Source organism: Marinobacter sp. DS40M6 (genome assembly GCF_028581595.1).
GTDB lineage: Bacteria > Pseudomonadota > Gammaproteobacteria > Pseudomonadales > Oleiphilaceae > Marinobacter > Marinobacter salarius.
Window position 1 is genome coordinate 138,052 of sequence record NZ_JAFCAE010000001.1, and the last position, 22,303, is coordinate 160,354.

A 22,303-nucleotide genomic window follows, 5' to 3' on the forward strand; every position below is an offset into this window, starting at 1 on the left:
TTCAATCCCAACAATCAACGAGTGACGTCAATCAGTAGCTGAGCGCCCTGCAGCACCTGATACTCCATGGGGTAGGTGCCGTTGTTGTAGTAGAACCGAAAATGGGTGCCACGATCATCCCGGTAATGGTGACGGTGTTTGTTCCAATGGCGCTTGTGGCCATGGTAACCATGCCTTTTCTGGTGGTACTTCTTATGCTTCCAACCGTGTTTGTGTCGGTTGTTAGCCTTGTTTTTCCAGCCATGCTTGCGATCCCGGTGGCCGTGGTGTGCATCCGCATCGCGGTGCCGGGATGACAGAAGCTTCTTGTGGTGGGGTATGCCCCTGTCGTGGTCCACTTTCTGGTGGAACCCTGCCCTGTGGTTCTCCCGCCTGTCAGAGTCTGCCACAACCGGGCTGGTGGCCATTATCAGGCCAACAAGACAACTGCCAATCAGAAATGCTTTCATCGTTCTTCTCCCGATCTTTTCAGATCCCGGATTAGCATCCACGAACACTCTGTGGCTGCTCCCTAATTTCAGAGTACGGAACTTCCGGGGAAAGTCAGGCGATCGGCGGCGGCTTTGCACTTGTTTTACGTAAGCGCGAACAGTCTTTACAGGTGCCGTGGCTGGCTAACTGTCAAACACCGAATCAAAGCAGATGGGATTCCAGCTCGAACACGTGGGGATCATGATCCCCCAGCGCACGCAAAGCGTCCGCCAACTTCAGCAGATACTCGCTGTTGGGGCCACTGGGGCCTGAGGAGCGCGCAATCTGGCTGGCAATGTCGAGCGTCGAAGCGGGCCCCAGAAAAGCAGCGTTGTCCTCGGTGGCAATATAAACAAGGCCTTCCGCATTGCTACCGTCATCAAATGTCATGGTCGTGCTGAAGCGCAGGTAGCCGTTCTTCTCACGTACATCCAGGTGCTCAAACACGTCCGGTGATACCCGATAGGCCATGCCCTTGCATGTCGCACCAGGCTGGCTGACCAGCGTGACCACACGCCCGGGAGCCTCCGGAGTACCGCGATGATCATGGGAGCCCTGCCAGAAACGTCGGGCCCAGTCCTCAATTGTGGCCGGCCGTCGTTCAAGGAACGGAAAGTCCACCTTGTAAATCAGCGAGCCATAACCGAACAGCCACACGGAGGACACCCCGTCAAACTGCTGGCGACTGCGATTGTGCGCTACGGTATCGAAAGACATCAGGTGGCCGACGTGGAAGCAATAAATCCAGCGATGCCTGTTAGTACAATTTCCGCCGCCATGGCAGACAGAATCAGGCCGCTGATCTTGGAGAGTATGTTCAGCCCGGTCTTACCCAGCGCCTTTTCCAGGTATCCGGACAAGTGCAGTAAAACCGCCAGGATAACCAGCCCCGACACCAGCCCCAGAAGCCCTCCGGCCACTTCCGGCACAGCGTTCAGCTCGGCCCCGTAAACCAGGATGGCACCGATGGTCGCAGGGCCTATCATCACCGGAATCGCCAGTGGCACCACGGCAATGTCATCGCGGTCTTCATCCGGCAGCCCGGTGGCATGGTTACGGGTACCACTGGTGACCAGGCTGATGGCGGTCAGGAACAGCAGGCTGCCGGCACCGATCCGGAACGAGTTCAGGGTAATACCAATGGCACTGAACAACAGTGGGCCGGCAAAGAACAGTACCAACCCCAGAATCATTGCGGATACGGTGGAACGGCGGATAATCGAACGCTTTTCAGACGCCGGCAGCCCCCGGGTTAACGCCAGAAACATGGTGACCACGAAAAACGGCGCCAGCAGGAACATAAAGCGGATCGTGCTGCTGATGTAGGTACTGATAAACGCTTCAAACATTCGGAATATCCGGTCAGGGGTAAAAGCGGTATAGCATAGCGACAGTGGCGCCTTCGTGCCGTACGGAAGTGAACGTATTCTAGCGCTTAACGCTGCTTTGCCTGGGTTTGCGTGGCTTTCCTGGCTTTCCTGGCTTTCCTGGCTTTCCCGGCTTGCCGGGTTTTCCCGGGCGCGAGGGTTTGCTGTGTTTTCCAGCGGGCTTTCCTGGCCTACCGGGCTGTCCTGCCTTTGCGCCCTTTCCACGCGGTCCCGATGGCGATGTCCCGGGCTTTTTGCCAGGCCGCTTGCTCGCCGGCTTTTTCGTTTCGCTACGGGTTTCGGGGCTCACTTCCGAGGACGAATCGCGGATCATGTCAAACAACCCGGCCAGCTCCTTCGGCCCCAGATCCCGCCACTCTCCGACTGCTAGTCCTTTGAGGCTGATATTCATGATGCGCACACGCTCGAGCTTCGTGACCTCGTAATCAAAGAACTCGCACATGCGACGAATCTGTCGGTTCAGGCCCTGAACCAGGGTAATACGGAACACGAAACGGGACACCTTTTCGACCTGGCAGAGTTTGGTGACCGTACCCAGTATCGGTACCCCGGCGCTCATACCCTGCACGAATTCTGCGGTCACCGGCTTGTTGACGGTGACCAGGTATTCCTTCTCGTGGTTGTTGCCCGCGCGCAGGATTTTGTTCACCAGATCGCCATTGCTGGTGAGGAAAATCAGCCCCTGGGAGTCCTTGTCCAGTCGGCCAATGGGGAAGATCCGCTCGCCGTGGCCAACATGGTTAACGATGTTGCGGCGCTCTGCCGGGTCGGTGGTGCTGACCACGCCCACGGGCTTGTTGAGGGCGATAAAGATCAGGTCCTCTTCGTCTCGCGGCTCGATCAACTGACCGTTCACCGTGACTTTGTCACCGGGCAGCACCTGATCGCCCACCTGGGCCGCCTTGCCATTAATGGCAACGTTGCCGTTCTCGATATAGCGGTCGGCCTCCCGCCGGGAACACATGCCACTCTCGCTGATGTATTTGTTGAGGCGGGTGGAGTTTTTGCCGGGCATGGGAGTCCTGTCTTCGGTCGGGGATCGTCGGGGCATCAGGCCACTTTTGGGGATACATAGCTGAAACGCTTGCGGTATTGCTCCATGGTACAGCCTACCGTGCGTTTAAACAGCCTCCGGAACGAACTGGCATCTTCGTAACCCACACTCCAGATGATGCGTGCAGTCTGTTCGCGGCTGGATTCCAGCAGGTGCTTGGCCGCCTCGATCCGAAGATGCTGCAGGTAGCCGATCGGGGTTTCGCCAGTGGCTTCCTTGAAACGACGCTTGAAGGTGCGGGTGCCGAGGCCCGCTACGGCAGCCACTTCGTCGATGGTCAGTGCATCGGCGTAGTGCTGTTCAAGCCAGGACTGTGCCTTGCGGATAGCGTCATCCTGATGGGCTTTCTGGCTGTAGAAGGCCATGTAGGGCGTTTGCTCCGCCCGGCGGCCGTCCAGCACCAGCATCTTGCTGCAGGCCAGGGCAACCGCCGGTGACGAGAAGCGCTCCACCAGGTAACTACACAGATCCACAAACGCAGTGGCGCCGCCGGCACAGATGATGCGGCCGTTATCCACCAGCAACTGGTCTTCCTCCAGGCGCAGGTGCGGATAGCGGGCACGGAACAGCGGCGCTGCCCGCCAGTGGGTGGTGGCAACCTGGTCGTCCAGCAAACCCGCCTCCGCCAGTACGAAACTGCCGGTGCAGACGCTCGCCAGCACGGCGCCCCTCTCCAGGCCTTCCCGCAACCAGCCGTAAAGCGGTCTTGAGGGTGCGAGCGTCTGCTCCAGCCGTTCCGCGCCCACGGCGGCTTCCACCGAGGAGCCCACCACGATCAGGTCCGGCTCGAAATCCCCACGCTTGCAGGTTGGCGTCACCACCGCACCGCTGTACCCGCGGACTGGCTGGTCGTCCACCGTCACCACCTGGCAATTAAACAGGGGCTCGCTGTGGCCAGCCGGAGCGCGGCCGCAGAAGTTGGCAACGGTGAAGAAATCCATGATGCCGTGCACACCGGAGGCATGACAGTTGGGAAAGGCAACAATGGCAACGTTGAACATGGAAATGGCCCTTTCAGCACTTTATATGTCAAATATGACACTCCTGCTGGCAACCCGCAAGCCCTAACCTGAACCTGTCATCCACTACCACTGGAAGAAGGACTTTCACCATGACCTCACAACTGAACACTCAATCAGTGATCTTCGAGCGACCGACAACCCACAAGGTTGAAGGCCCGAAGGGGTTTTCGCCCATCCGCCTGGCACTTCAACTCTACGGTCGAATGGCTCCTGAAAAAGCCGGCCGGCTGGTTAACCGCATGGCGTTCAGGCCCTCGCGCCTGCCCATGCCGTCCCGCTATGAATACCTGCTGGACAAGGCCGACAGCTATACCCAACTCCAGCACGGCGCCCGCACCATTCCAGTGTACTCCTGGGGCCAGGGGCCTGTGATTCTGGGCGTTCACGGCTGGGCCGGTGCCGGCATCCAGTTCGGCGCCTGGGTCAACCCGCTGGTGGAAGCCGGCTATCGCGTGGTGCTGTTCGACGCCCCCGCCCACGGCCGTGCCCAGGGCGAGAGCACCAACCTGTTCGAAATGGCCGAAGTCGTTGCCAGGGTGGCGGCCAGCGTCGGCCGGGTCCACGGGGTGCTGGCCCATTCCATTGGCTGCATTGCCGCTGCCCGCGCAATCGCGGACGGTCTCCAGCCTGATTATCTGGTCATGCTGGCGCCCCCTGTCAGCCTCACGGCGGTGATGGATAACCTGGGCCGTCAACTCGGCCTGAGCCAGGACGTTCTGGCGGTGCATCTGCAATTGATGGAGGAGCGTTTCGGCAAATCCGTCTGGGAGCAACTGGACCTGGAAGCCCTGTCACAGACCCTCACCCAGCGGGGCCTGATGGTCATTGATAACGATGACACCTCCATCTCGCCAGACGACAGTGAACGGGTTTTCAACAACTGGGAAAATGCCAACGTACTCCGCACCCGTGGCCTGGGCCACCACCGCCTGCTATGGAGCCCCATGGTTGTGGACACGGTGCTCCGGGATCTGGGCAGGCCGGTGGACACCCTCTGATTGCGCGATTGCGTCAGTCCGTTTATGGTCTGGCAGCAGTACCATTCGCATTCACGGAGCCCAGCCATGCACCTGTCTGAACCAAAACAGCGACAAACACCCCGGGGACGCTTCGCCTGGCGAGAAGGCGGGGCACCCGGTGGCAAGGCGTTGGTGATGATCCACGGCTGGCCGGAGAGCTCCTACTGCTGGGAGCACGTGGCAGCGTATCTGAAGGCGGGCTTTCGCATCATCGCCCCCGACCTGAGAGGACTGGGTGACAGTGAACGCAGCCCGGACATCGAACACTACCGCAAGCAGGAAATGGCACAGGATGTGATCAGCCTGCTGGACCAGCTCGGTATTGATGAGTTTCAGCTGGTGGGCCACGACTGGGGCGGCATCGTCGCCCAGGAAGTCGCACTGGCCATTCCCGACCGGGTGCAAAGGTTGGTGATCATGAACATCGCCATCATCAACAACCTCAAGGGCAACCAGAAAGTGATCGAGAAGGTCCGCGCCAGCAGCGGTGCAGCCTACTGGTATCAGCACTTCATGCAGACGCCAGGCCTGCCTGAAGCGATGATTCCCGGCGCCGAAGAGACCTGGCTGGGGCATTTCCTGCGCACCTGGAACCGCGAACCGTTTCCACGGGACGCGTTCGACGAATACGTGCGCACCTTCCGGATTCCGGGAACGCCGGGTACCAGCTCCAATTACTACCGCACCTTCCACGAAGACGCCAAACGCTGGACCACCACGGCGGGCCATACGTGGCCCATGCCCGCCCTGTATATCTACGGCAACAAGGACAAGGTGATCATTCCGGAGTACCTCAATCATATTGAGGAATGCTTCGCAGACCTGCGAGTGAAGGAGGTGGAGGCTGGCCACTTCCTGCAGGAAGAGCAACCCGAAGCCGTCGCCGGGTATCTCAACGATTTCCTGGACACAGCCTGAGCTATTACCTCGACGGGCTGACGTACACCCAGTTGGTGCCGACGTTGTCACACACCACGATCTCGCGGTTGATCACCGTGCACAGGGACAGGTCCTGCGGAAGCTCGTTGTGGTAACGGGCTTTTACCGCGAGTTTTTTCTTGTCCTGCTTCAGCAAGGTGAAGGTCTGCTCCATACGCCGGGCAAAGTCGACGCCGCCATCCTCAATGGTGTGAAAGGCGTTGTGGAACGCCGTGAAGCTCATGGTGTTGGCGCCCAGGCCGATGTCCACCATCTTGGGGATGTAGCGGTCGTACGCCTTGGAGAGGTATCGGCGCACGGCCTCTGAATCATCGCGGTTGCCCTCGAACGGACGCAGACCAAGGCGGTTATCCTCCGCCAGGGCCCCTTCCGCCAGCTGGCTGTTGGGCTGGTTTGAGACCAGATCATAGCGCTGCCGGGGACAGGCAATGCGCTGGCCTTCCAGTTGGCAATCCGAAAGCAACCCGCTTTGCGGCGGGTCTTCTTCAGACCCGGTTCGAACGGGTTCCGGTTCCGCGCCAGACGATCCGGGGCTGGAGTCGGCTTGCGCGGGAGCACCCGGCTCAGGCACTTCCAGGCCCAGTCGCCCGGCAGGGCGCCGCAGAAGCAATGCCTGCACCTGCGGATCGTTGCGCTTGAAATCCGTGGGGGACGGCAAGCCCCCGCCAAGCCCTTCGCTCACTACGCGACAATACATCTGTTCCAGTTCAGTGGTGGCGCCGTCCATACATTCATCTCCGGCTGCAAGAACGGCACCGGCACAGAGCCCCAGCAGGATCAGGGCCAGCCATCTAACCGTCATCACGCTGCCCCAACGCCACGCGCGCCATCAAGTCTTCCACCCGGCGTATGGTTTCAGCATCGCCCTTCTTCCCCGTAAGCACCACCTGGGAGCCGATGGTGGCCACGTACATCAGCAGCGACAGATCGCGAATGCGCTGGGGATCGCTGCTCAGCCGTTCATATAGCTCGCAGTTCTGGTTGATGCGCGCTTCGTCCACCTGCGTGACCAGATCAGCCGCGTAGTCATTTCTGCGGGCAAAATCCCGCACCGCCAGCTCCACCTGCAGGCGACGGATATTACGGGACGCATCCGTGAGCAACAGTTCCAGAATTTGCCGCAATTCGGTTTCGACATCCCCACCCTTGGGTTTCCAGTACTGAAGCTCGTGCAGACGCCGGTCCCGCCAGCGGTTGAGGAAACGCACCACCAGGTCTTCGTGGTCCTTGAAGTGCCAGTAAAAACTGCCACGGGTCACACCCAGCTTTTTTGCCAGGGTCAGCACCCTCAGGTTGCTGAAACCACCGGCTGCAACCTCGCCGGCGGCCGCATCCAGCCAGTCGTCGCGGGTCAACTGAGCTTTTTCCGGCGTCTTGCGGCTGCGGCGTTTCTGAGGTTTGACATCCGTCATGGTGGAATCTGGTCCTGCTACTGGCTGTTGGGTGTGAATTCTACATCAACAGCGGAGCCATGTTTGAAAGCGTTGACCCCGCCCAAAACATACATTAGTGTATGGACAAACAATACACCAGTGTATGGATAATTCAACAGGTCTTCCGTACACCGCCTACTATCCACAGGGAGCTGCTACATGAGTACTGCCCATTACGATGTGAACGGCAACATCGCCGTCATCCGACTCGACAACCCGCCCGTCAATGGCCTGGGCCTTGAACTCCGCCGGGGTATTGTTAACGGTATCCAGCAGGCAGAAGCCGATGATGCAGTGAAAGCCGTGGTACTGATCGGCTCCGACCGTGCCTTCTCCGGCGGCGCCGACATCAGCGAGTTCGGCTCTCCCAAAGCCTTTGCCGAACCCAACCTGAACACGGTAGTCAACTACGTGGAAAGCAGCCGCAAGCCGGTGATCGCGGCCATCAGCGGCGCCTGCATGGGCGGCGGACTGGAACTGGCCCTGGGTTGCCACTACCGCATCGCCAAGCCGGACGCGCAAATCGCCCTGCCGGAAGTAAAATTGGGCCTGCTGCCAGGCGCCGGCGGTACTCAACGCCTGCCACGAGTCATCGGAGCTGAGCACGCTGTAAATATGATCGTCTCCGGCAGCGTCGTACCTGCCAAACAGTTCAAGGGCAGCGCCCTGTTCGATGAGATTATCGACGGCGAATTGCTGGACGCGGCCATTGCCTACGCCACCAAGGTGGTCAGCGAGAACCTTCCACTGAAAAAAGTGCGCGACCTGAAAGCCAAGCACCCGAACCCGGAAGGCTTCTTCATGTTCACCCAGAACACCGTGGGTGCCATGGCCAAGAACTACCCGGCCCCGCTGAAGTGCGTCGAAGCCGTGAAAGCCGCCGTCACCATGCCGTTCGACAAGGGCATGGAAGTGGAGCGCGAAGCGTTCGTCAACCTGATGCAAACGCCAGAATCCCGCGCCCTGCGTCACGCGTTTTTCTCCGAGCGCCTGACCAGCAAGATTGCCGACGTGCCGTCTGACACCCCGACCCGAGACATCAAATCTGTCGGCGTAATCGGCGGCGGCACCATGGGCACCGGCATCAGCATCAACTTCCTGAACGCCGGCATTCCGGTGACGCTGGTGGAGATGAAGCAGGAAGGCCTGGACCGTGGCGTGGAAGCCATTCGCAAAGTCTACGAGGGCCGTGTGAAGAAAGGCCGCATGAGCGAAGACGACGCCAAGGCCAAGATGGCTCTGCTCAAACCTTCCCTCACCTATGACGAACTGAGCGACGTGGATCTGGTGATCGAAGCCGTATTCGAAGAGATGGGCGTCAAACAGTCCGTGTTCGAGAAGCTGGACGAGGTGTGCAAACAGGGCGCGATCCTGGCCTCCAACACCTCGACGTTGGACCTGGACAAGATCGCCAGCTTCACCAAACGCCCGGAAGACGTGATCGGCCTGCACTTCTTCAGTCCGGCCAACATCATGAAGCTGCTGGAAGTCGTCCGTGGCGAGAAAACTGCCAAGGACGTACTGGCCACCACCATGAAACTCGCCAAGACCATCAAGAAGACCGCCGTGGTCTCCGGCGTGTGCGACGGCTTTATCGGCAACCGCATGATCAACCAGTACCAGCGCGAAGCCCTGCTGATGCTGGAAGAAGGCGCCAGCGTGCAGCAGATCGACAAGGCCATCGAGAAGTTCGGCTTTGCCATGGGCCCACTGCGCATGGCCGACCTGGCCGGCGGCGATATCGGCTGGGCCATCCGCAAGCGCCAGTACGAAGAAAACCCGGACATGGTGAAGATGGTGCTGGCCGATCGTATCTGTGAAATGGGCCGCTACGGCCAGAAGACCGGTGCCGGTTTCTACCGCTACGAGCCGGGCAACCGCAACGCCCTGCACGATCCGGAAGTGGACAAGGTGGTGGACGAGGTCCGCGCCGAACTGGGCATCACCCCGCGCAAGATCAGCAACCAGGAAATCGTCGAGCGTTGCGTGTATGCGCTGGTGAACGAAGGCGCCCAGATTCTGGACGAAGGCATCGCCCAGCGCGCCTCTGACATCGACATGGTGTACCTGACCGGTTACGGCTTCCCCGTGTTCCGCGGCGGCCCTATGCACTACGCCGAGGAAGTCGGGCTGCCCAACGTGGTGCGCGCCATGCAGGCCTTCACCGAAGACCGCCACACCCAGCCTGGTTTCTGGGAGCCTGCGGCCCTGTTGGCCAAGCGTTCCGAAGAAGGCAAAGGTTTCGACGCCAAATAACCGGTCCACCAATACCCTCGAGGCGCCTGCCCTTTATCGATAAACAGGCGCTTCGAACGAAGGAGAATTGTTATGTCTAATGATGTTGTCATCGTATCCACCGCCCGCACGCCCCTGGCCAAATCCTGGCGCGGCGGCCTGAACATGACCCACGGCGCAACTTTGGCCGGTCACGCCATCCAGCACGCGGTCGAGCGCTCCAAGGTCGACCCCAACGAGATCGAAGACGTGCTGATGGGCTGCGCCCTGCCGGAAGGCTCCACTGGTAACGACGTCGCTCGCATGGGCGCCATCCGTGCTGGCCTGCCCGTCACCGTTGGCGGCGCCACCATCAACCGCTTCTGTTCATCTGGCCTGCAGGCCATCGCCATGGCAGCGCACCACATTGCTGTGGATAAAGTACCGGTCATGGTCGCCGGCGGCGTGGAATCCATCTCCACCGTGCAGGCCAACGTGAACCAGAACTACTTCATGGAACCCTGGCTGGCGAAGAATAAGCCTGAGCTCTACTGGTCCATGCTGGACACCGCCGAAACCGTCGCCAAGCGCTACGACATCAAAAAAGAAGACATGGACGAATACGGCGTCCGCAGCCAGAACCTGGCCGATCAGGCTCGCCAGGACGGCAAGTTCGATGACGAAATCGTGCCCATCACCACCACCATGGGCGTCGCTGACAAAGCCACCGGCCAGCTCAGCAGCCAGGAAGTCACCATCAGCCAGGACGAAGGCATCCGTCCGGGAACCAACCTGGAAGGCGTCAGCAAGATCCGCTCAGCAATGGAAGGCGGCGTGGTCACCGCCGGCAACGCCAGCCAGTTCTCCGACGGCGCCTCTGCCTGCGTGCTGATGGACAGCAAAGTGGCCGAACAGCGCGGCGCCACTCCGCTGGGCATCTTCCGTGGTTTCGCGGTTGCTGGTTGCGAACCCGACGAAATGGGCATCGGCCCGGTCTTCGCGGTTCCCAAACTGCTCAAACGCGCCGGCCTGTCCGTCGACGACATCGGTCTGTGGGAACTGAATGAAGCCTTCGCCGTTCAGGTTCTCTATTGCCAGCGCAAACTCGGCATTCCCATGGACCGCCTGAACGTCAACGGCGGCGCCATCGCCGTAGGCCACCCCTACGGCACCACCGGCTCCCGTCTGGTCGGCCATGCTCTGATCGAAGGTAAACGCCGCGGCGTCAAATACGTGGTCGTCACCATGTGCGTAGGCACTGGCATGGGTGCTGCCGGCTTGTTTGAGGTTGCCTAAAGCTTTGGTTGCTGCCTGAAGCCTCGATTGCCCTTATCTTGGGTGGAAGTGCCCGTTGGGAGTGGGTGTCCAAAACACGCTCCTTACGGCACGTCCATGTGACGCTCGGGCTCCGCCATCCATGGCTCCGCACGGTTTTGGACACCCACTCCCAACGGCCACCCAGAGCTGTGTGCGAAGGCGAACAGGTGCAACCGTTAAGCGCAGTGCGGTGCCCCGCAAAGTGTTCTCAAAAATAGGCAAGCACAGTGTCGAAGCGTCGGATGGGTATCCCCTTTCAAAACTGTACGGAGCCATGGATGGCGGAGTCCAAGCGCCCCATGGATGGGCCGAAGGAGCGTGTTTTGAAAGGGGATACCCATTCGGCGCCGCCCCCGAGTACATAGGCCCGGCATCAGAAACCAAAAGGCCACTCACAAGTTAAAACCATCTACCTCAGCCAAACAGACAAGAGGTGCAACATGGATCTAAATTACACACCCGAGCAAGAGGCCTTCCGAGCCGACGTTCGCCAGTTCCTGGACGACAACCTCCCGGACGACATCCGCGAACGCGTTCAGAAACGCCTGCGCCACGACAAAGACATGACCCAGCGCTGGCAGAAGATTCTGCATGACAAAGGCTGGGGCGCCTCCACCTGGCCGGAAGAATTCGGCGGCCCGGGCTGGAGCCCGATTGAACAGATCATCTTTGAAGAAGAGTGTGCCCTCGCCGGTGCGCCACGCCAGCTAGACTTCGGCCTGCGCATGGTCGCCCCGGTGATCATGACCTTTGGCAACGACGAGCAGAAACAACGCTTTCTGCCGGGCATTCTCAGCGGCGAAGACTGGTGGTGTCAGGGCTATTCCGAGCCGGGTTCCGGTTCCGATCTGGCGTCACTGCGTTGTTCCGCAAAGCGCGAAGGCGATCACTACATCGTCAACGGCCAGAAAACCTGGACCACATTGGGCCAGCACGCCGACTGGATCTTCTGTCTGGTGCGCACCAGCAACGAAGGCAAGCCGCAACAGGGCATTTCCTTCCTGCTGATCGACATGAACGATCCCGGCATCGATGTGAAGCCCATCATCATGCTGGACGGCGAGCACGAGATTAACGAAGTCTATTTCGATAACGTGAAAGTGCCCGCCGAGAACCTGATCGGCGAAGAGAACCAGGGCTGGACCTACGCCAAGTTCCTGCTTGGGCACGAGCGTACCGGGCTGGCGAACGTCGGGCAGTGGAAAGCCTTGATGAAGCGCCTGAAAGTCGTGGCCAACGAGGAACAGGACGGCCAGCGCCCACTGATCGAAAACACCCGCTTCCGCGATCGTCTGGCGCAACTGGACATCGAACTGCGCGCGCTGGAGCTGACCGTGTTGCGGGTCCTGACCGACAAACGCGGCCCCGGCCCGCAGGCGTCAATTCTGAAAATCCGTGGCACCGAAATCGGCCAGAAGCTGTTTGAGTTGTTAATGGAAGCCACCGGGCAGGACGCCATCGCGCATATTCCGGACGCCCTGGAACTGGACTACAGCGGCCCCCGTGCCGGATCCATTGACGCCACCCCGGCGGCCGGCGATTACTTCAACATGCGCAAGCTGTCGATCTTTGGCGGGTCCAACGAGATCCAGCGCAACATCATCGCCCAGCTCGTGCTTGGTCTTTAAAGGAGGCGATCTTATGAATTTCGATCTTACCGACGAACAGCAAATGCTGAACGACTCGTTGCGCCGCTTTGTGACCAACGAGTACAGCTTTGAAAAGCGCAGCACCTTCATCGAATCCGGCAATGGCACCGACCCGAACACCTGGGCCGCCCTGGCGGATATGGGCCTGCTGGCGTTCACCTTCCCCGAAGCCTTTGGCGGTCTGGATGGCAACGCCGTCGACACCATGGTGGTGATGGAAAACTTCGGTCGCGGCCTGGTGGTTGAGCCCTATCTGGCTACGGTCGTTCTGGCCGGCGGGCTGATTCGTGATGTGGGCAACGACTCCCAAAAAGACGAGTACCTGACGGCGATCGCTTCCGGCGAGCGCAAGATGGCCTTTGCACATTACGAACCCGGCGCGCGCTACAACCTGAGCCAGGTACAGACCACTGCCCGCAAGGACGGCGACCACTTCATGGTCAGCGGCCAGAAAACCGCAGTCATCCATGGCGGCCAGGCGGACCAACTGGTCGTCTCTGCGCGCACCAGCGGCAACACCAATGATGAGACCGGACTGTCCCTGTTCATCGTCGATGCCAATGCCAAAGGCGTGAAAATTGACGACTACGCCGCCCATGACGGCTACCGCATCGCAGACATCAGTTTCTCCAATGTCGCCGTCAGCGCCGACAATCTTCTGGGTGAGCTGGACCAGGCGTTCCCGCACATTGAGAAAGCCACCGATCTGGGCATTGCGGCGGTCTGTGCCGAAGCCGTGGGGGCCATGGAAGCCATGAACGAAACCACGCTGGACTACATCAAAACCCGCAAGCAATTCGGTGTACCTATCGGCAAATTCCAGGTATTGCAGCACCGCATGGCAGATATGTTCATTCAGACGGAACAATCCAAATCCATGGCGATTCTGGCGGCCAACACCGCCGATTCCGACGACCAGGCCCAGCGCCGCAACGCGCTGTCTATGGCCAAGACCCTGGTCGGCCAGGGTGCCCGCTATGTCGCACAGGAAGGTGTGCAGCTGCACGGTGGTATGGGCGTGACGGACGAGATGTTTGCCGCTCACATGTTCAAGCGGCTGACCACCATCAACCTGCTGTTCGGCGACGCGGATCATCATCTGGCCCAAGTCAGCGACGGCCTGCTGGCCGCCAGCGCCTGAACCTTCGGACTGATAACAAGGAATCGACTATGAGCGTAAAACAACTACTGGACCTGTCCGGCAAAGTCGCCTTCATCACCGGCGGCTCCCGTGGCCTTGGCCTGCAAATGGCCGAGGCGCTGGGTGAACTGGGCGCCAAAATCGCCATCAGCGCCCGCAAACAGCACGAGCTGGATGCGGCGAAAGAACACCTGGAAAGCCAGGGCGTGACGGTGGTGACCATCGCCGCCGACCTGGGCGATCTGGAAGGCATTCCCAAGGTGGTGGATCAGGTGGTCGAGCAGCTAGGCGACATCGACATTCTGGTGAACAACGCCGGCGCCACCTGGGGCGCCCCGGCGGAAGACTATCCGCCCGAAGGCTGGATGAAGGTGATGAACCTGAACGTGAACGCCAGCTTCTTCCTCACCCAGACCGTCGGCAAGCGCTGCATGATCCCGCGCAACACCGGCAAGGTGATCAACATCGCCTCCATCGCCGGGCTATCCGGCAACCCGGAGGGCATGCAGACGATCGCCTACAACACCAGCAAGGGCGCCATGGTGAACTTCACCCGCGCACTGGCGTCCGAATGGGGTCATTACAACATCAATGTGAACGCGCTTTGTCCAGGCTTCTTCCCGTCCAAGATGTCTCAGGGACTGTTGGATGCACAAGGCGACAAGATGCTGGAGCGGATTCCGCTGAAGCGCTTTGGTGGTGAAGAAGACCTGAAAGGTGCTGCGGTGTTGCTGGCGTCTGAAGCCGGACGACACATTACCGGGCAATGCCTGGCAGTGGATGGCGGAACGCTGGTCAGCTAAGCCAGCCTATTCAGACGGTCAAAGGCACTGACTGACCTGTTCCGGATCCAGGTTGCCACCGGTGATAATCAGAACCGTGGCCCTGTCCGGATCAGGCGCAACCTGGTTTTCCAGTAACGCCGCCAGCCCGACACTGGCACCAGGCTCTACATAGAGCCTGGCTTCGGTCAGCAGGCGACGTGTGGCTTCCCGGATAGCCGACTCGGTAACCGTCACGATCTGGTCCACCACCTGACGGGACACGGCATAGGTGCAGTCACCGACCACTGCCGGTGCCAGGCTGGCGGCCCAGGTATCCACCGAATCCAGACTCGCACTGGCGTCCTGCAGTTGCCAGGCGTTGAACATGGTAGCCGCGCCTTCCGGCTCCACGCCGATCAGTTCCACCTCCGGCTTTTGTGCCTTAATGGCCAGCCCCAGCCCGGAAATCAAACCGCCGCCTCCGATGGGGCACAGTATCCGATCCACATCCGGCTGCTGGCGCAGCAATTCCAGGCCAACGGTGCCTTGCCCGGCCATAATTCGAACGTCGTTATAAGGGTGGACCAATGTTAACCCGCTGTTGTCCCGTAATTCGTGGCACCGGGCCACCGCTTGCTGAATATTACCGTGCACAATAACCTCGGCACCCAGCGCCCGGGTGCGACGAATCTTCAGCGGGCTGGAACCCTCAGGCATCACCACGGTGAGAGGTACATCCTGCATGGCCGCCGCCCAAGCCAGGGCGATGGCGTGGTTGCCGGCGGACACCGTCACTAGGCCAGCCTTGAGTTCATCTTCCGTGGCGGTCAACAACCAGTTCAACGCACCCCGGGCCTTGAAGCTGCCGGTGCGCTGAAGACTCTCGCATTTCAGACCCAGTGGCTGGCCGATTGCGGCGTTCAGGTCAGGCACAGTCAGGAGCGGTGTTTCGCCCAGCTTCGGTCGAATGCGCTGCTCTGCTGCCTGAATTTGGGATAGGTCAGGAAGGGTTGGTTTGGTCATGGTGCGTGCTCCATTTGCTCCCATTACCAAACCATGGCCCCATTGGGGCCAGCGATCAAGTCACAACAGCCTCGCCCGCTTCAACAGCCTCTGGCTCACACACATACTGCCCCGCGTCAAACCGCTTCGTCTGCTGGCGGAATTGCCAGGTGAAGCCCGGCCACAGCGTGGTGTTCTTGCCGTTCTCGTTCACATACCAGCTCTTGCAGCCGGTCTGCCACACGGAGTCGCCGAGCTTGGCGTGAATAGAGGCGTTGTATTGGCTTTGGGCGTCTTCCTTCACTTCCACGCTCTTCCAGCCGTGCTTGTCCATTTTCTTCAGGGCATCCAGCACATACTGGATCTGGCTTTCGATCATATAGACCATGGAGCTGTGGCCGAGGCCGGTATTGGGGCCCATGAGCATGAAGAAGTTGGGGAAGCCGGCAATGGCGCTACCCTTGTAGGCTTCGGCACCGCCTTTCCATGCATCCAGCAGGTCCTGGCCGCCACGGCCATGTACCATGCCTGCGGGTATCGGGTCCTGGGCCTTGAAGCCGGTGCCATAAATGATGCAGTCCACTTCCCTCTCATGGCCGTTGTTATCCACGATCATATTGCCGCGCACTTCGCGGATGCCGTCGGTCAGCACGTCGACGTTATTCTGGGCCAGCGCCGGGTAATAGTTGTTTGAAATCAGCACCCGCTTGCAGCCGAAGTGAAAATCCGGGGTAACTTTCCTGCGCAGTTCCTTGTCCTTGATCTGGTTGCGGATATGGCGGCGTGCCTGTAATTCGCCGATTTTGAGGATTCGCGGATTGCCTACAAAGCCCAGTACCCGTGCTTCCAACATCCAGTAGATGCTCTGGCGAAAGGCGTTCAGGGTCTGCGGGAACTTGCGGAACATCATCCGTTCCAGCGAGCGGATCTCGCGGTCAGGCTTGGGTACGATCCATGGTGGAGTCCGCTGGTAGAGGTCGAGGTGAGCTGCGTCTTTGGCCACTTCCGGTACGAACTGAATGGCTGAGGCGCCGGTGCCAATCACCGCTACGCGCTTGCCCTTGAAGTCGTAGTCATGGTCCCAGTCCTGGGAGTGGAAGCTTTTGCCGGTGAAGGTGTCGATGCCTTTGATGTTGGGGTATGCCGGGGTGCTAAGGCCGCCCATGCCGGAAACCACAACATCCGCCTTGAAGGTGCTGAATTTGGGCAGGCCCTTGTCTTTGCGGTTGAGTTTGTCGCCGGGGTTCAGGCCCTTGTCCTGCATGTAGGTCCAGAGTTTGGGGCTGTCGCAGGTTTCGACAGTCCAGCTTTGGGTTTTCTCGTCAAAGCGGGCACCCGCCACGTGGGTGTTCAAGCGCACGTGTTTCATGAGGTCGTATTTTTCGGCGCAGCTTCGCAGGTAGGCCTGGATTTCTTTCTGCTGGGCGAACATGCGGGTCCAATTGGGGTTTTGTTCGAACGAGAAGGAGTAGAGGGCGGATTGGACGTCGCAGGCACAGCCGGGGTAGTGGTTTTCGTGCCAGGTGCCGCCGACGTCGTCGCTTTGTTCGAGGATGACGAAGTTGTCGTATCCGGCTTCCTTGAGTTTGATCCCCATGCCCAGGCCGGAGAATCCGGTGCCGATGATGGCGATTTTTGCTGTCTGACTCATGTTTTCCACCTCGCTGTTCGCTGGCCTTCTGGCCTTGCCTGTTGTTGTCTGTTTCGCCATGATGATTGGCGGTAGACACATGTATACCCAACAGAGTAGACAGTTGTATACTTCCAAACATCAGGATCTGGCTGTTTGGCCTCGTTTGATAACTAACTGTCCCCCAGATCAAACTTCGGGGGCTGGGGCAATTGGGAAGGCTTTTCCGAAACACGCTCGAGCACATCCATGTGGCGCTTGAGCTCCGCCATCCATGGCTCCGCACAGTTTCGGGAACCCCCTCCCCCAACTCGTCCGCATACTTTAGGTGCATGCTCAATGAACATGATTACCGGTGGAAAACTGAAGCTGATTCAGGCGGCGCTCAGGTTGATTACCCAGAGCCGCAGCCTGACATCTCTCGGTCTCCGGGAACTGGCCCGTGAGGCCGGACTGAATCCCAATACTTTTTATCGGCACTTCAAGAATCTGGACGAGTTCGGTCTGCAGGTACTTGGGTACATTGCCGAGGACATGAAGGCCGGCGTGCGGGAGTTGCGGCGGATGGCGGAGTCGTCGGAGCAGGCGTCCCACGATACGGTGACGTTTGTTTACCACTACTTCCTGGCCAATCCGGCAGCGACGACCGTGGCGGTGCGGGAGCTTCACGGGCCGTCGGCTTTGTTGCGCAGGGCGCTTGAGGCGCAGTTGGATGCCAGCGCGCGCGAGATGGCGGAGGATATTATCGAGCGGCGGCTGGTCAGTGCTGTGCCGACGGAGACGATTCATGAGATCTCCCGCATGACCATTCGCTATATCCTTTTCAGGGCAATGGATTACATCGAGAAACCGGCGCAGCGGGCAATGATCCAACATGAAACCGAGCGGTTTATCAACCGCCAGTTTCGGGGGGCAATGTTGGATGGGCTGGCCGAAAGTGAGGTACAGGCACTGTTAGAGAAGGACCTCTAACGGGCTTATTATTTTTTTCGTTTTACCTTTCCGTTTTTTCGCTTTGTTCGTTTTTAGGAAAACCTTTGTAAATCTGTTAGCGTCTACCTATAAGTAAAAACCGAGATTTTCAGTGAATCGGTCATTCCGGAGGACGTACTTACAATGAAGATCGGTATCCCCAGGGAGATTTTCGAGGATGAACGACGGGTAGCGGCAACGCCGCCCTCGGTGCATAAGCTGATAGGCCTTGGCTATGACGTGATGGTCGAAGCCGGTGCGGGTGAGGCCGCGAATTACACGGACGACGCCTACGAAAAAGTGGGCGCTACCATTGCGGCGGACACCAAATCGCTTTGGCAGGACGCGGATTTTATCCTCAAGGTCCGTGCGCCGATGAAAAACCCTTCGCTCAAGAAACACGAAGTGGATCTGATGAAGGAAGGGGCGTTCCTGGTCAGCTACCTGTGGCCAGCGCAGAATCCCGAGCTGCTGGAGAAACTGGCGGCCAAAAAGATTACTTCCTTCGCCATCGATAGCCTGCCCCGCATCAGTCGTGCCCAGAAGATGGACGCCTTGAGCGCCATGGCCAATATTGCCGGCTACCGCGCGGTGATTGAGGCGGCCAATAACTTCGGGCGGTTCTTTACCGGCCAGGTGACGGCGGCTGGCAAGGTACCACCGGCGAAAATCATGGTAATCGGGGCCGGCGTCGCAGGCCTTGCCGCGATCGGCGCCGCGAACAGCATGGGCGCCATTGTGCGGGCGTTTGATACCCGTCTGGAAGTGAAAGAACAGGTTGAAAGCATGGGCGCCGAGTTCCTGGTGCTGGATTTCGACGACGAGGACGGCAGCGGTGGCGGCGGCTACGCCAAGCAGATGAGCGACGAGTTCATCAAGGCGGAGATGGCGCTGTTCGCGGAACAGGCCGAAGAGGTGGATATCATCATCACCACTGCCCTGATTCCCGGCAAGCCTGCGCCCAAGCTGATCACCGCCGATATGGTGAAATCCATGAAACCCGGCAGTGTGATTGTCGATCTGGCGTCGGAACGCGGGGGCAACTGCGAGCTGACGGAGCCCGGCAAGGTCGCTCACCATCATGGCGTAACGCTGATTGGCTACACCGATCTGCCCAGCCGTATGGCCAAGGTGGCCAGCGATCTCTATGCCACTAACCTGGTACACCTGATCACTGAACTGACACCAGAGAAAGACGGCCAGCCCCAGGTCAACATGGAAGACGATGTGATCCGTGGCCTGACGGTGGTGCGGGAGAACGACGTTACCTGGCCACCACCTCAACCGGAAGCGCCGGTCAGCCCCAAGCCGGCGCCCGGCACTGAAGAACCCACGGCTGCCGACAAGGAGGCCGCGAGGCAAGACGCCAAACGCCGCAGCCAGTTTGGCAAGGGCGCGCTGCTGCTGGTCACGGCCCTGGCGCTCTACGGGGTTGGTGCCCATGCGCCGGAAAGCTTCCTGCAGCACTTCACGGTGTTTGTCCTGTCCTGCTTTATCGGCTGGCAGGTTATCTGGAACGTGACGCCGTCCCTGCATACGCCTCTGATGAGCGTGACCAACGCCATCAGCGGCATCATTGTGATCGGTGCCATTCTCCACCTGGCCCAGGCGGAGAATCTGGCCGTTGGCATCATGGCCTTTTTCGCGGTGCTGATTGCCAGCATCAACGTGGGGGGCGGCTTCCGGGTCACCCATCGCATGCTCAAAATGTTTCGCAAGTAGGAGGCGCCCGATATGAGCACAGGATTGGTGAGCGTGGCCTACGTGGTCGCAAGTATCTGTTTTATCCTCAGCCTGGGTGGCCTTAGCCATCAGGAATCCGCCCGGCGCGGGAACCTTTATGGTGTCGCCGGCATCATCATCGCTGTTGGCGCCACCCTGGCCAGCGTGGACGGTGGTGTTATCGCGATCGTGATTGCGGTGCTGCTGGGCGCCGGTATTGGTATCCCCATCGCCAACAAGGTGGAAATGACCCAGATGCCGCAACTGGTTGCCTTGCTGCACAGTTTTGTGGGCCTGGCGGCGGTATTGGTCGGTTTCTCAGGCTATATCGAGCCCCTGGTAGCCACCACGGGTGCCGAACACACCATCAAGCTGGTGGAAGTGTTTGTCGGTATCTTTATCGGCGCCGTGACCTTCACCGGGTCGCTGGTGGCCTGCGGCAAACTGGATGGCCGCATCGACAGCAAAGCCCTGACCCTGCCGGGCCGACACCTGATGAACCTGGTGGCCATCATTGCCTGCGTATTGCTGGGTGCCTGGTTCCTCGGTACCGACAGCATGGCGCTTGGGCTGATTTCCCTTGTCATCATGACGGTCATCGCCTCAGTGCTCGGCATTCACCTGATCATGGCCATCGGCGGCGCCGACATGCCGGTAGTGGTGTCCATGCTCAACAGCTACTCCGGTTGGGCGGCGGCCTCTATCGGGTTCATGCTGGGTAATGACCTGCTGATTGTGGTGGGTGCCCTGGTAGGCAGCAGCGGTGCCATCCTCAGCTACATCATGTGCAAGGCTATGAACCGGTCGTTTATCAGCGTCATCCTGGGCGGCTTCGGCCAGACCAGCAGCAGCTCAAGCGCGGCCGATACTGACCAGTCTGTCTATGAGTCCTCCGCGGATGATGTGTGCGAGGAACTGCGCAATGCCGATTCAGTGATTATCGTGCCGGGTTACGGCATGGCTGTGGCGCAGGCCCAGAACGGCGTCAGCGAAATGACGAAAATCCTGCGGGACCGTGGCGTCAACGTGCGTTTCGGCATTCACCCTGTGGCGGGTCGACTGCCCGGACACATGAACGTGCTGCTCGCCGAGGCCCATGTGCCCTATGACATCGTGCTGGAAATGGACGAAATCAACGACGATTTCCCAAGTACCGATGTGGTGCTGGTTATCGGTGCCAACGACACCGTAAACCCGGCCGCCGCCGAAGACCCGGGCAGCCCGATTGCCGGTATGCCGGTGCTTGAGGTGTGGAAAGCGCGCCAGGTGGTTGTCCTCAAGCGGGGCATGGCCACGGGTTATTCAGGCGTGGAAAACCCGCTGTTCTTCAAAGACAACACCCGCATGCTGTTTGGCGATGCCAAGGAAAGCATCGACAAGCTGGTTGGTGGGTTAAGGGGCTGATTCTTCAGCCCCGGATTCCTTCTCAAAAAACCGCTCAATCTGCCGGGACTGGCTCTGGCCGTCCCGGTAGCCCAGCTCAATCAAATCGCGACAGAAGCGTTTGTCGAACAGCAGGAAGCTGGCGAGATTGGCGCTGGAAAAAGGCGCGTTGTCCGAAGCACCGGTCAACCGTCGCAACACCAGCGGCATGGCGTCAATGTATTTCATGGCGATTTCGTTGATGGGCTCGGAAGGGGAAATTTCCAGAATATCCACCGGGTTCAGGTCCAGCCCGGATTCCTTCAGTTTCTTCTCGGGGATCAGTTCCAGCAACTGGTTGATCAACCGTGATCGATCGATGTCGTAGTCCAGCGTATCCAGGAACATGCCGTTGAACACGTGGGCCAGTACCTGAGTCAGCGTTGGCATACCGGGTTTTTCCGGGCGCCTGGACGGGCACATCGCGTTGGCACTAACCCCGATCACCAGCACCTTGCGTGCACCCAGTCGCAATGCCGGACTGATGTGGGCCATCTGGCGGGTCACGCCATCACCAAAGTACTCGCGGTTGATCTTCACCGGCGCAAACAGAGTGGGAATAGCCGCAGACGCCATGATGTGGTCCACTGCCAGCTCTGTGCGGGTGCCGCCACGCTGTCCGATCGACCAGCCTTGCAGCCCTTCAGCCCCTTCAAAGAAACACACATTCTGGCCAGTCGCGTAACCGCAGGCATTCAGGCCCACAGCGTCGATGTGGCCCTCCTGAATGGTTTGCCGAATGCTCTGCAGGTCGATCTCCCGCTCCAGCAATTCCCGCAGTGGCGAATTATCCAGAAAGGAAACCGGCCCGCTCTCAATGGGGCGACTGATCATCTTGCGGGCGATGGCGCTGAAGCTGCGCATCAGGCTAAAGGTATCCGCCCGGAATACCCGGTCCATGGTCAGTTCCGACCAGACTTTATCGAGATGATCAATACTGTGGCGAAACAGCCCCCGGTTACCGGCAAGGGCCATGGCATTGATCGCCCCGGCCGAGGTACCGATAATGACATTGAACGGGTGGTTCCAGTCCGGATACATGTCAGCGATAGCGCGAAGCACGCCGACCTGATACGCCGCCCGCGCGCCACCGCCGGTGAGAATGACACCGTTCTTTGTCATGAAGCCATTCCGTTTTGAACAG

General features: G+C 59.6%; 20 protein-coding genes. 10 read left to right on the forward strand and 10 right to left on the reverse strand.

Going from position 1 to position 22,303, the window contains the following annotated elements; all coding sequences use genetic code 11:
- Positions 1-14 precede the first annotated feature (14 nt).
- The 5 genes from JJO78_RS00670 to JJO78_RS00690 all read right to left on the reverse strand — a co-directional run bounded on the left by JJO78_RS00670 (position 15) and on the right by JJO78_RS00690 (position 3,914).
- Positions 15-449 (reverse strand): hypothetical protein, encoded by a 435-nt coding sequence (locus JJO78_RS00670; RefSeq protein ID WP_273622660.1) that lies wholly within the window; start codon positions 447-449, stop codon positions 15-17.
- 184 nt (positions 450-633) lie between these two features.
- The gene (locus JJO78_RS00675) at positions 634-1,188 is read right to left on the reverse strand and encodes a gamma-glutamylcyclotransferase (RefSeq protein WP_273622661.1); all 555 of its coding nucleotides are present in this window, start codon (positions 1,186-1,188) and stop codon (positions 634-636) included.
- Positions 1,188-1,820, reverse strand: a complete 633-nt coding sequence (locus JJO78_RS00680; protein WP_273622662.1) for a MarC family protein — start codon at positions 1,818-1,820, stop codon at positions 1,188-1,190. The genes JJO78_RS00675 and JJO78_RS00680 overlap by 1 nt, the downstream gene beginning before the upstream one ends.
- Before the next feature lie 79 nt (positions 1,821-1,899).
- Complete coding sequence (gene rluF, locus JJO78_RS00685; protein ID WP_273622664.1) at positions 1,900-2,874, reverse strand: 23S rRNA pseudouridine(2604) synthase RluF; 975 nt, start codon at positions 2,872-2,874, stop codon at positions 1,900-1,902.
- 35 nt (positions 2,875-2,909) lie between these two features.
- Positions 2,910-3,914, reverse strand: a complete 1,005-nt coding sequence (locus JJO78_RS00690) for a GlxA family transcriptional regulator (RefSeq protein ID WP_273622665.1) — start codon at positions 3,912-3,914, stop codon at positions 2,910-2,912.
- A gap of 110 nt (positions 3,915-4,024) precedes the next feature.
- Between JJO78_RS00690 and JJO78_RS00695 the strand changes: the two genes are divergently transcribed.
- Positions 4,025-4,933 (forward strand): alpha/beta hydrolase, encoded by a 909-nt coding sequence (locus tag JJO78_RS00695; RefSeq protein ID WP_273622666.1) that lies wholly within the window; start codon positions 4,025-4,027, stop codon positions 4,931-4,933.
- 66 nt (positions 4,934-4,999) lie between these two features.
- Positions 5,000-5,872, forward strand: coding sequence for an alpha/beta fold hydrolase (locus tag JJO78_RS00700; RefSeq protein WP_273622667.1), 873 nt, complete (start codon positions 5,000-5,002; stop codon positions 5,870-5,872).
- Between the two features lie 4 nt (positions 5,873-5,876).
- Here the strand turns inward: JJO78_RS00700 and JJO78_RS00705 are convergent, their stop codons facing one another.
- Complete coding sequence (locus tag JJO78_RS00705) at positions 5,877-6,695, reverse strand: hypothetical protein (protein WP_273622668.1); 819 nt, start codon at positions 6,693-6,695, stop codon at positions 5,877-5,879.
- The gene (locus tag JJO78_RS00710; RefSeq protein ID WP_273622669.1) at positions 6,685-7,305 is read right to left on the reverse strand and encodes a TetR/AcrR family transcriptional regulator; all 621 of its coding nucleotides are present in this window, start codon (positions 7,303-7,305) and stop codon (positions 6,685-6,687) included. The genes JJO78_RS00705 and JJO78_RS00710 overlap by 11 nt, the downstream gene beginning before the upstream one ends.
- Before the next feature lie 180 nt (positions 7,306-7,485).
- Between JJO78_RS00710 and JJO78_RS00715 the strand changes: the two genes are divergently transcribed.
- The 5 genes from JJO78_RS00715 (at position 7,486) to JJO78_RS00735 (ending at position 14,450) form a co-directional block, all read left to right on the forward strand.
- The gene (locus JJO78_RS00715; protein ID WP_273622670.1) at positions 7,486-9,582 is read left to right on the forward strand and encodes a 3-hydroxyacyl-CoA dehydrogenase NAD-binding domain-containing protein; all 2,097 of its coding nucleotides are present in this window, start codon (positions 7,486-7,488) and stop codon (positions 9,580-9,582) included.
- Between the two features lie 72 nt (positions 9,583-9,654).
- Positions 9,655-10,836, forward strand: a complete 1,182-nt coding sequence (locus JJO78_RS00720; protein WP_273622671.1) for an acetyl-CoA C-acyltransferase — start codon at positions 9,655-9,657, stop codon at positions 10,834-10,836.
- A gap of 461 nt (positions 10,837-11,297) precedes the next feature.
- Entirely contained in the window at positions 11,298-12,485 is a 1,188-nt protein-coding gene (locus tag JJO78_RS00725) for an acyl-CoA dehydrogenase family protein (RefSeq protein WP_273622672.1), read from the forward strand.
- A gap of 13 nt (positions 12,486-12,498) precedes the next feature.
- Positions 12,499-13,647: an acyl-CoA dehydrogenase family protein gene (locus JJO78_RS00730; protein ID WP_136634075.1), complete on the forward strand. Its 1,149-nt coding sequence runs from the start codon at positions 12,499-12,501 to the stop codon at positions 13,645-13,647.
- A 29-nt stretch (positions 13,648-13,676) separates the two neighbouring features.
- On the forward strand, positions 13,677-14,450 hold the full coding sequence (locus JJO78_RS00735; protein ID WP_136634076.1) for an SDR family oxidoreductase: 774 nt from the start codon (positions 13,677-13,679) through the stop codon (positions 14,448-14,450).
- A gap of 18 nt (positions 14,451-14,468) precedes the next feature.
- On the opposite strand, the gene JJO78_RS00740 is transcribed toward JJO78_RS00735, so the two are convergent.
- The gene (locus JJO78_RS00740) at positions 14,469-15,434 is read right to left on the reverse strand and encodes a threonine ammonia-lyase (protein WP_126810969.1); all 966 of its coding nucleotides are present in this window, start codon (positions 15,432-15,434) and stop codon (positions 14,469-14,471) included.
- A gap of 55 nt (positions 15,435-15,489) precedes the next feature.
- Complete coding sequence (locus JJO78_RS00745; protein ID WP_273622673.1) at positions 15,490-17,064, reverse strand: flavin-containing monooxygenase; 1,575 nt, start codon at positions 17,062-17,064, stop codon at positions 15,490-15,492.
- Positions 17,065-17,382: 318 nt separating this feature from the next.
- Here JJO78_RS00745 and JJO78_RS00750 point away from each other — a divergent pair, with 318 nt between their 5' ends.
- The 3 genes from JJO78_RS00750 (at position 17,383) to pntB (ending at position 21,141) form a co-directional block, all read left to right on the forward strand.
- Entirely contained in the window at positions 17,383-18,015 is a 633-nt protein-coding gene (locus tag JJO78_RS00750) for a TetR family transcriptional regulator (RefSeq protein ID WP_041332933.1), read from the forward strand.
- A 144-nt stretch (positions 18,016-18,159) separates the two neighbouring features.
- Entirely contained in the window at positions 18,160-19,737 is a 1,578-nt protein-coding gene (locus JJO78_RS00755; protein ID WP_273622674.1) for a Re/Si-specific NAD(P)(+) transhydrogenase subunit alpha, read from the forward strand.
- A 12-nt stretch (positions 19,738-19,749) separates the two neighbouring features.
- Positions 19,750-21,141 (forward strand): Re/Si-specific NAD(P)(+) transhydrogenase subunit beta, encoded by a 1,392-nt coding sequence (pntB, locus tag JJO78_RS00760; RefSeq protein ID WP_075194641.1) that lies wholly within the window; start codon positions 19,750-19,752, stop codon positions 21,139-21,141.
- Here the strand turns inward: pntB and JJO78_RS00765 are convergent.
- Positions 21,130-22,281, reverse strand: coding sequence for a patatin-like phospholipase family protein (locus JJO78_RS00765; RefSeq protein ID WP_091644050.1), 1,152 nt, complete (start codon positions 22,279-22,281; stop codon positions 21,130-21,132). The two genes, pntB and JJO78_RS00765, sit on opposite strands and share 12 nt — an antisense overlap.
- Positions 22,282-22,303 lie beyond the last annotated feature (22 nt).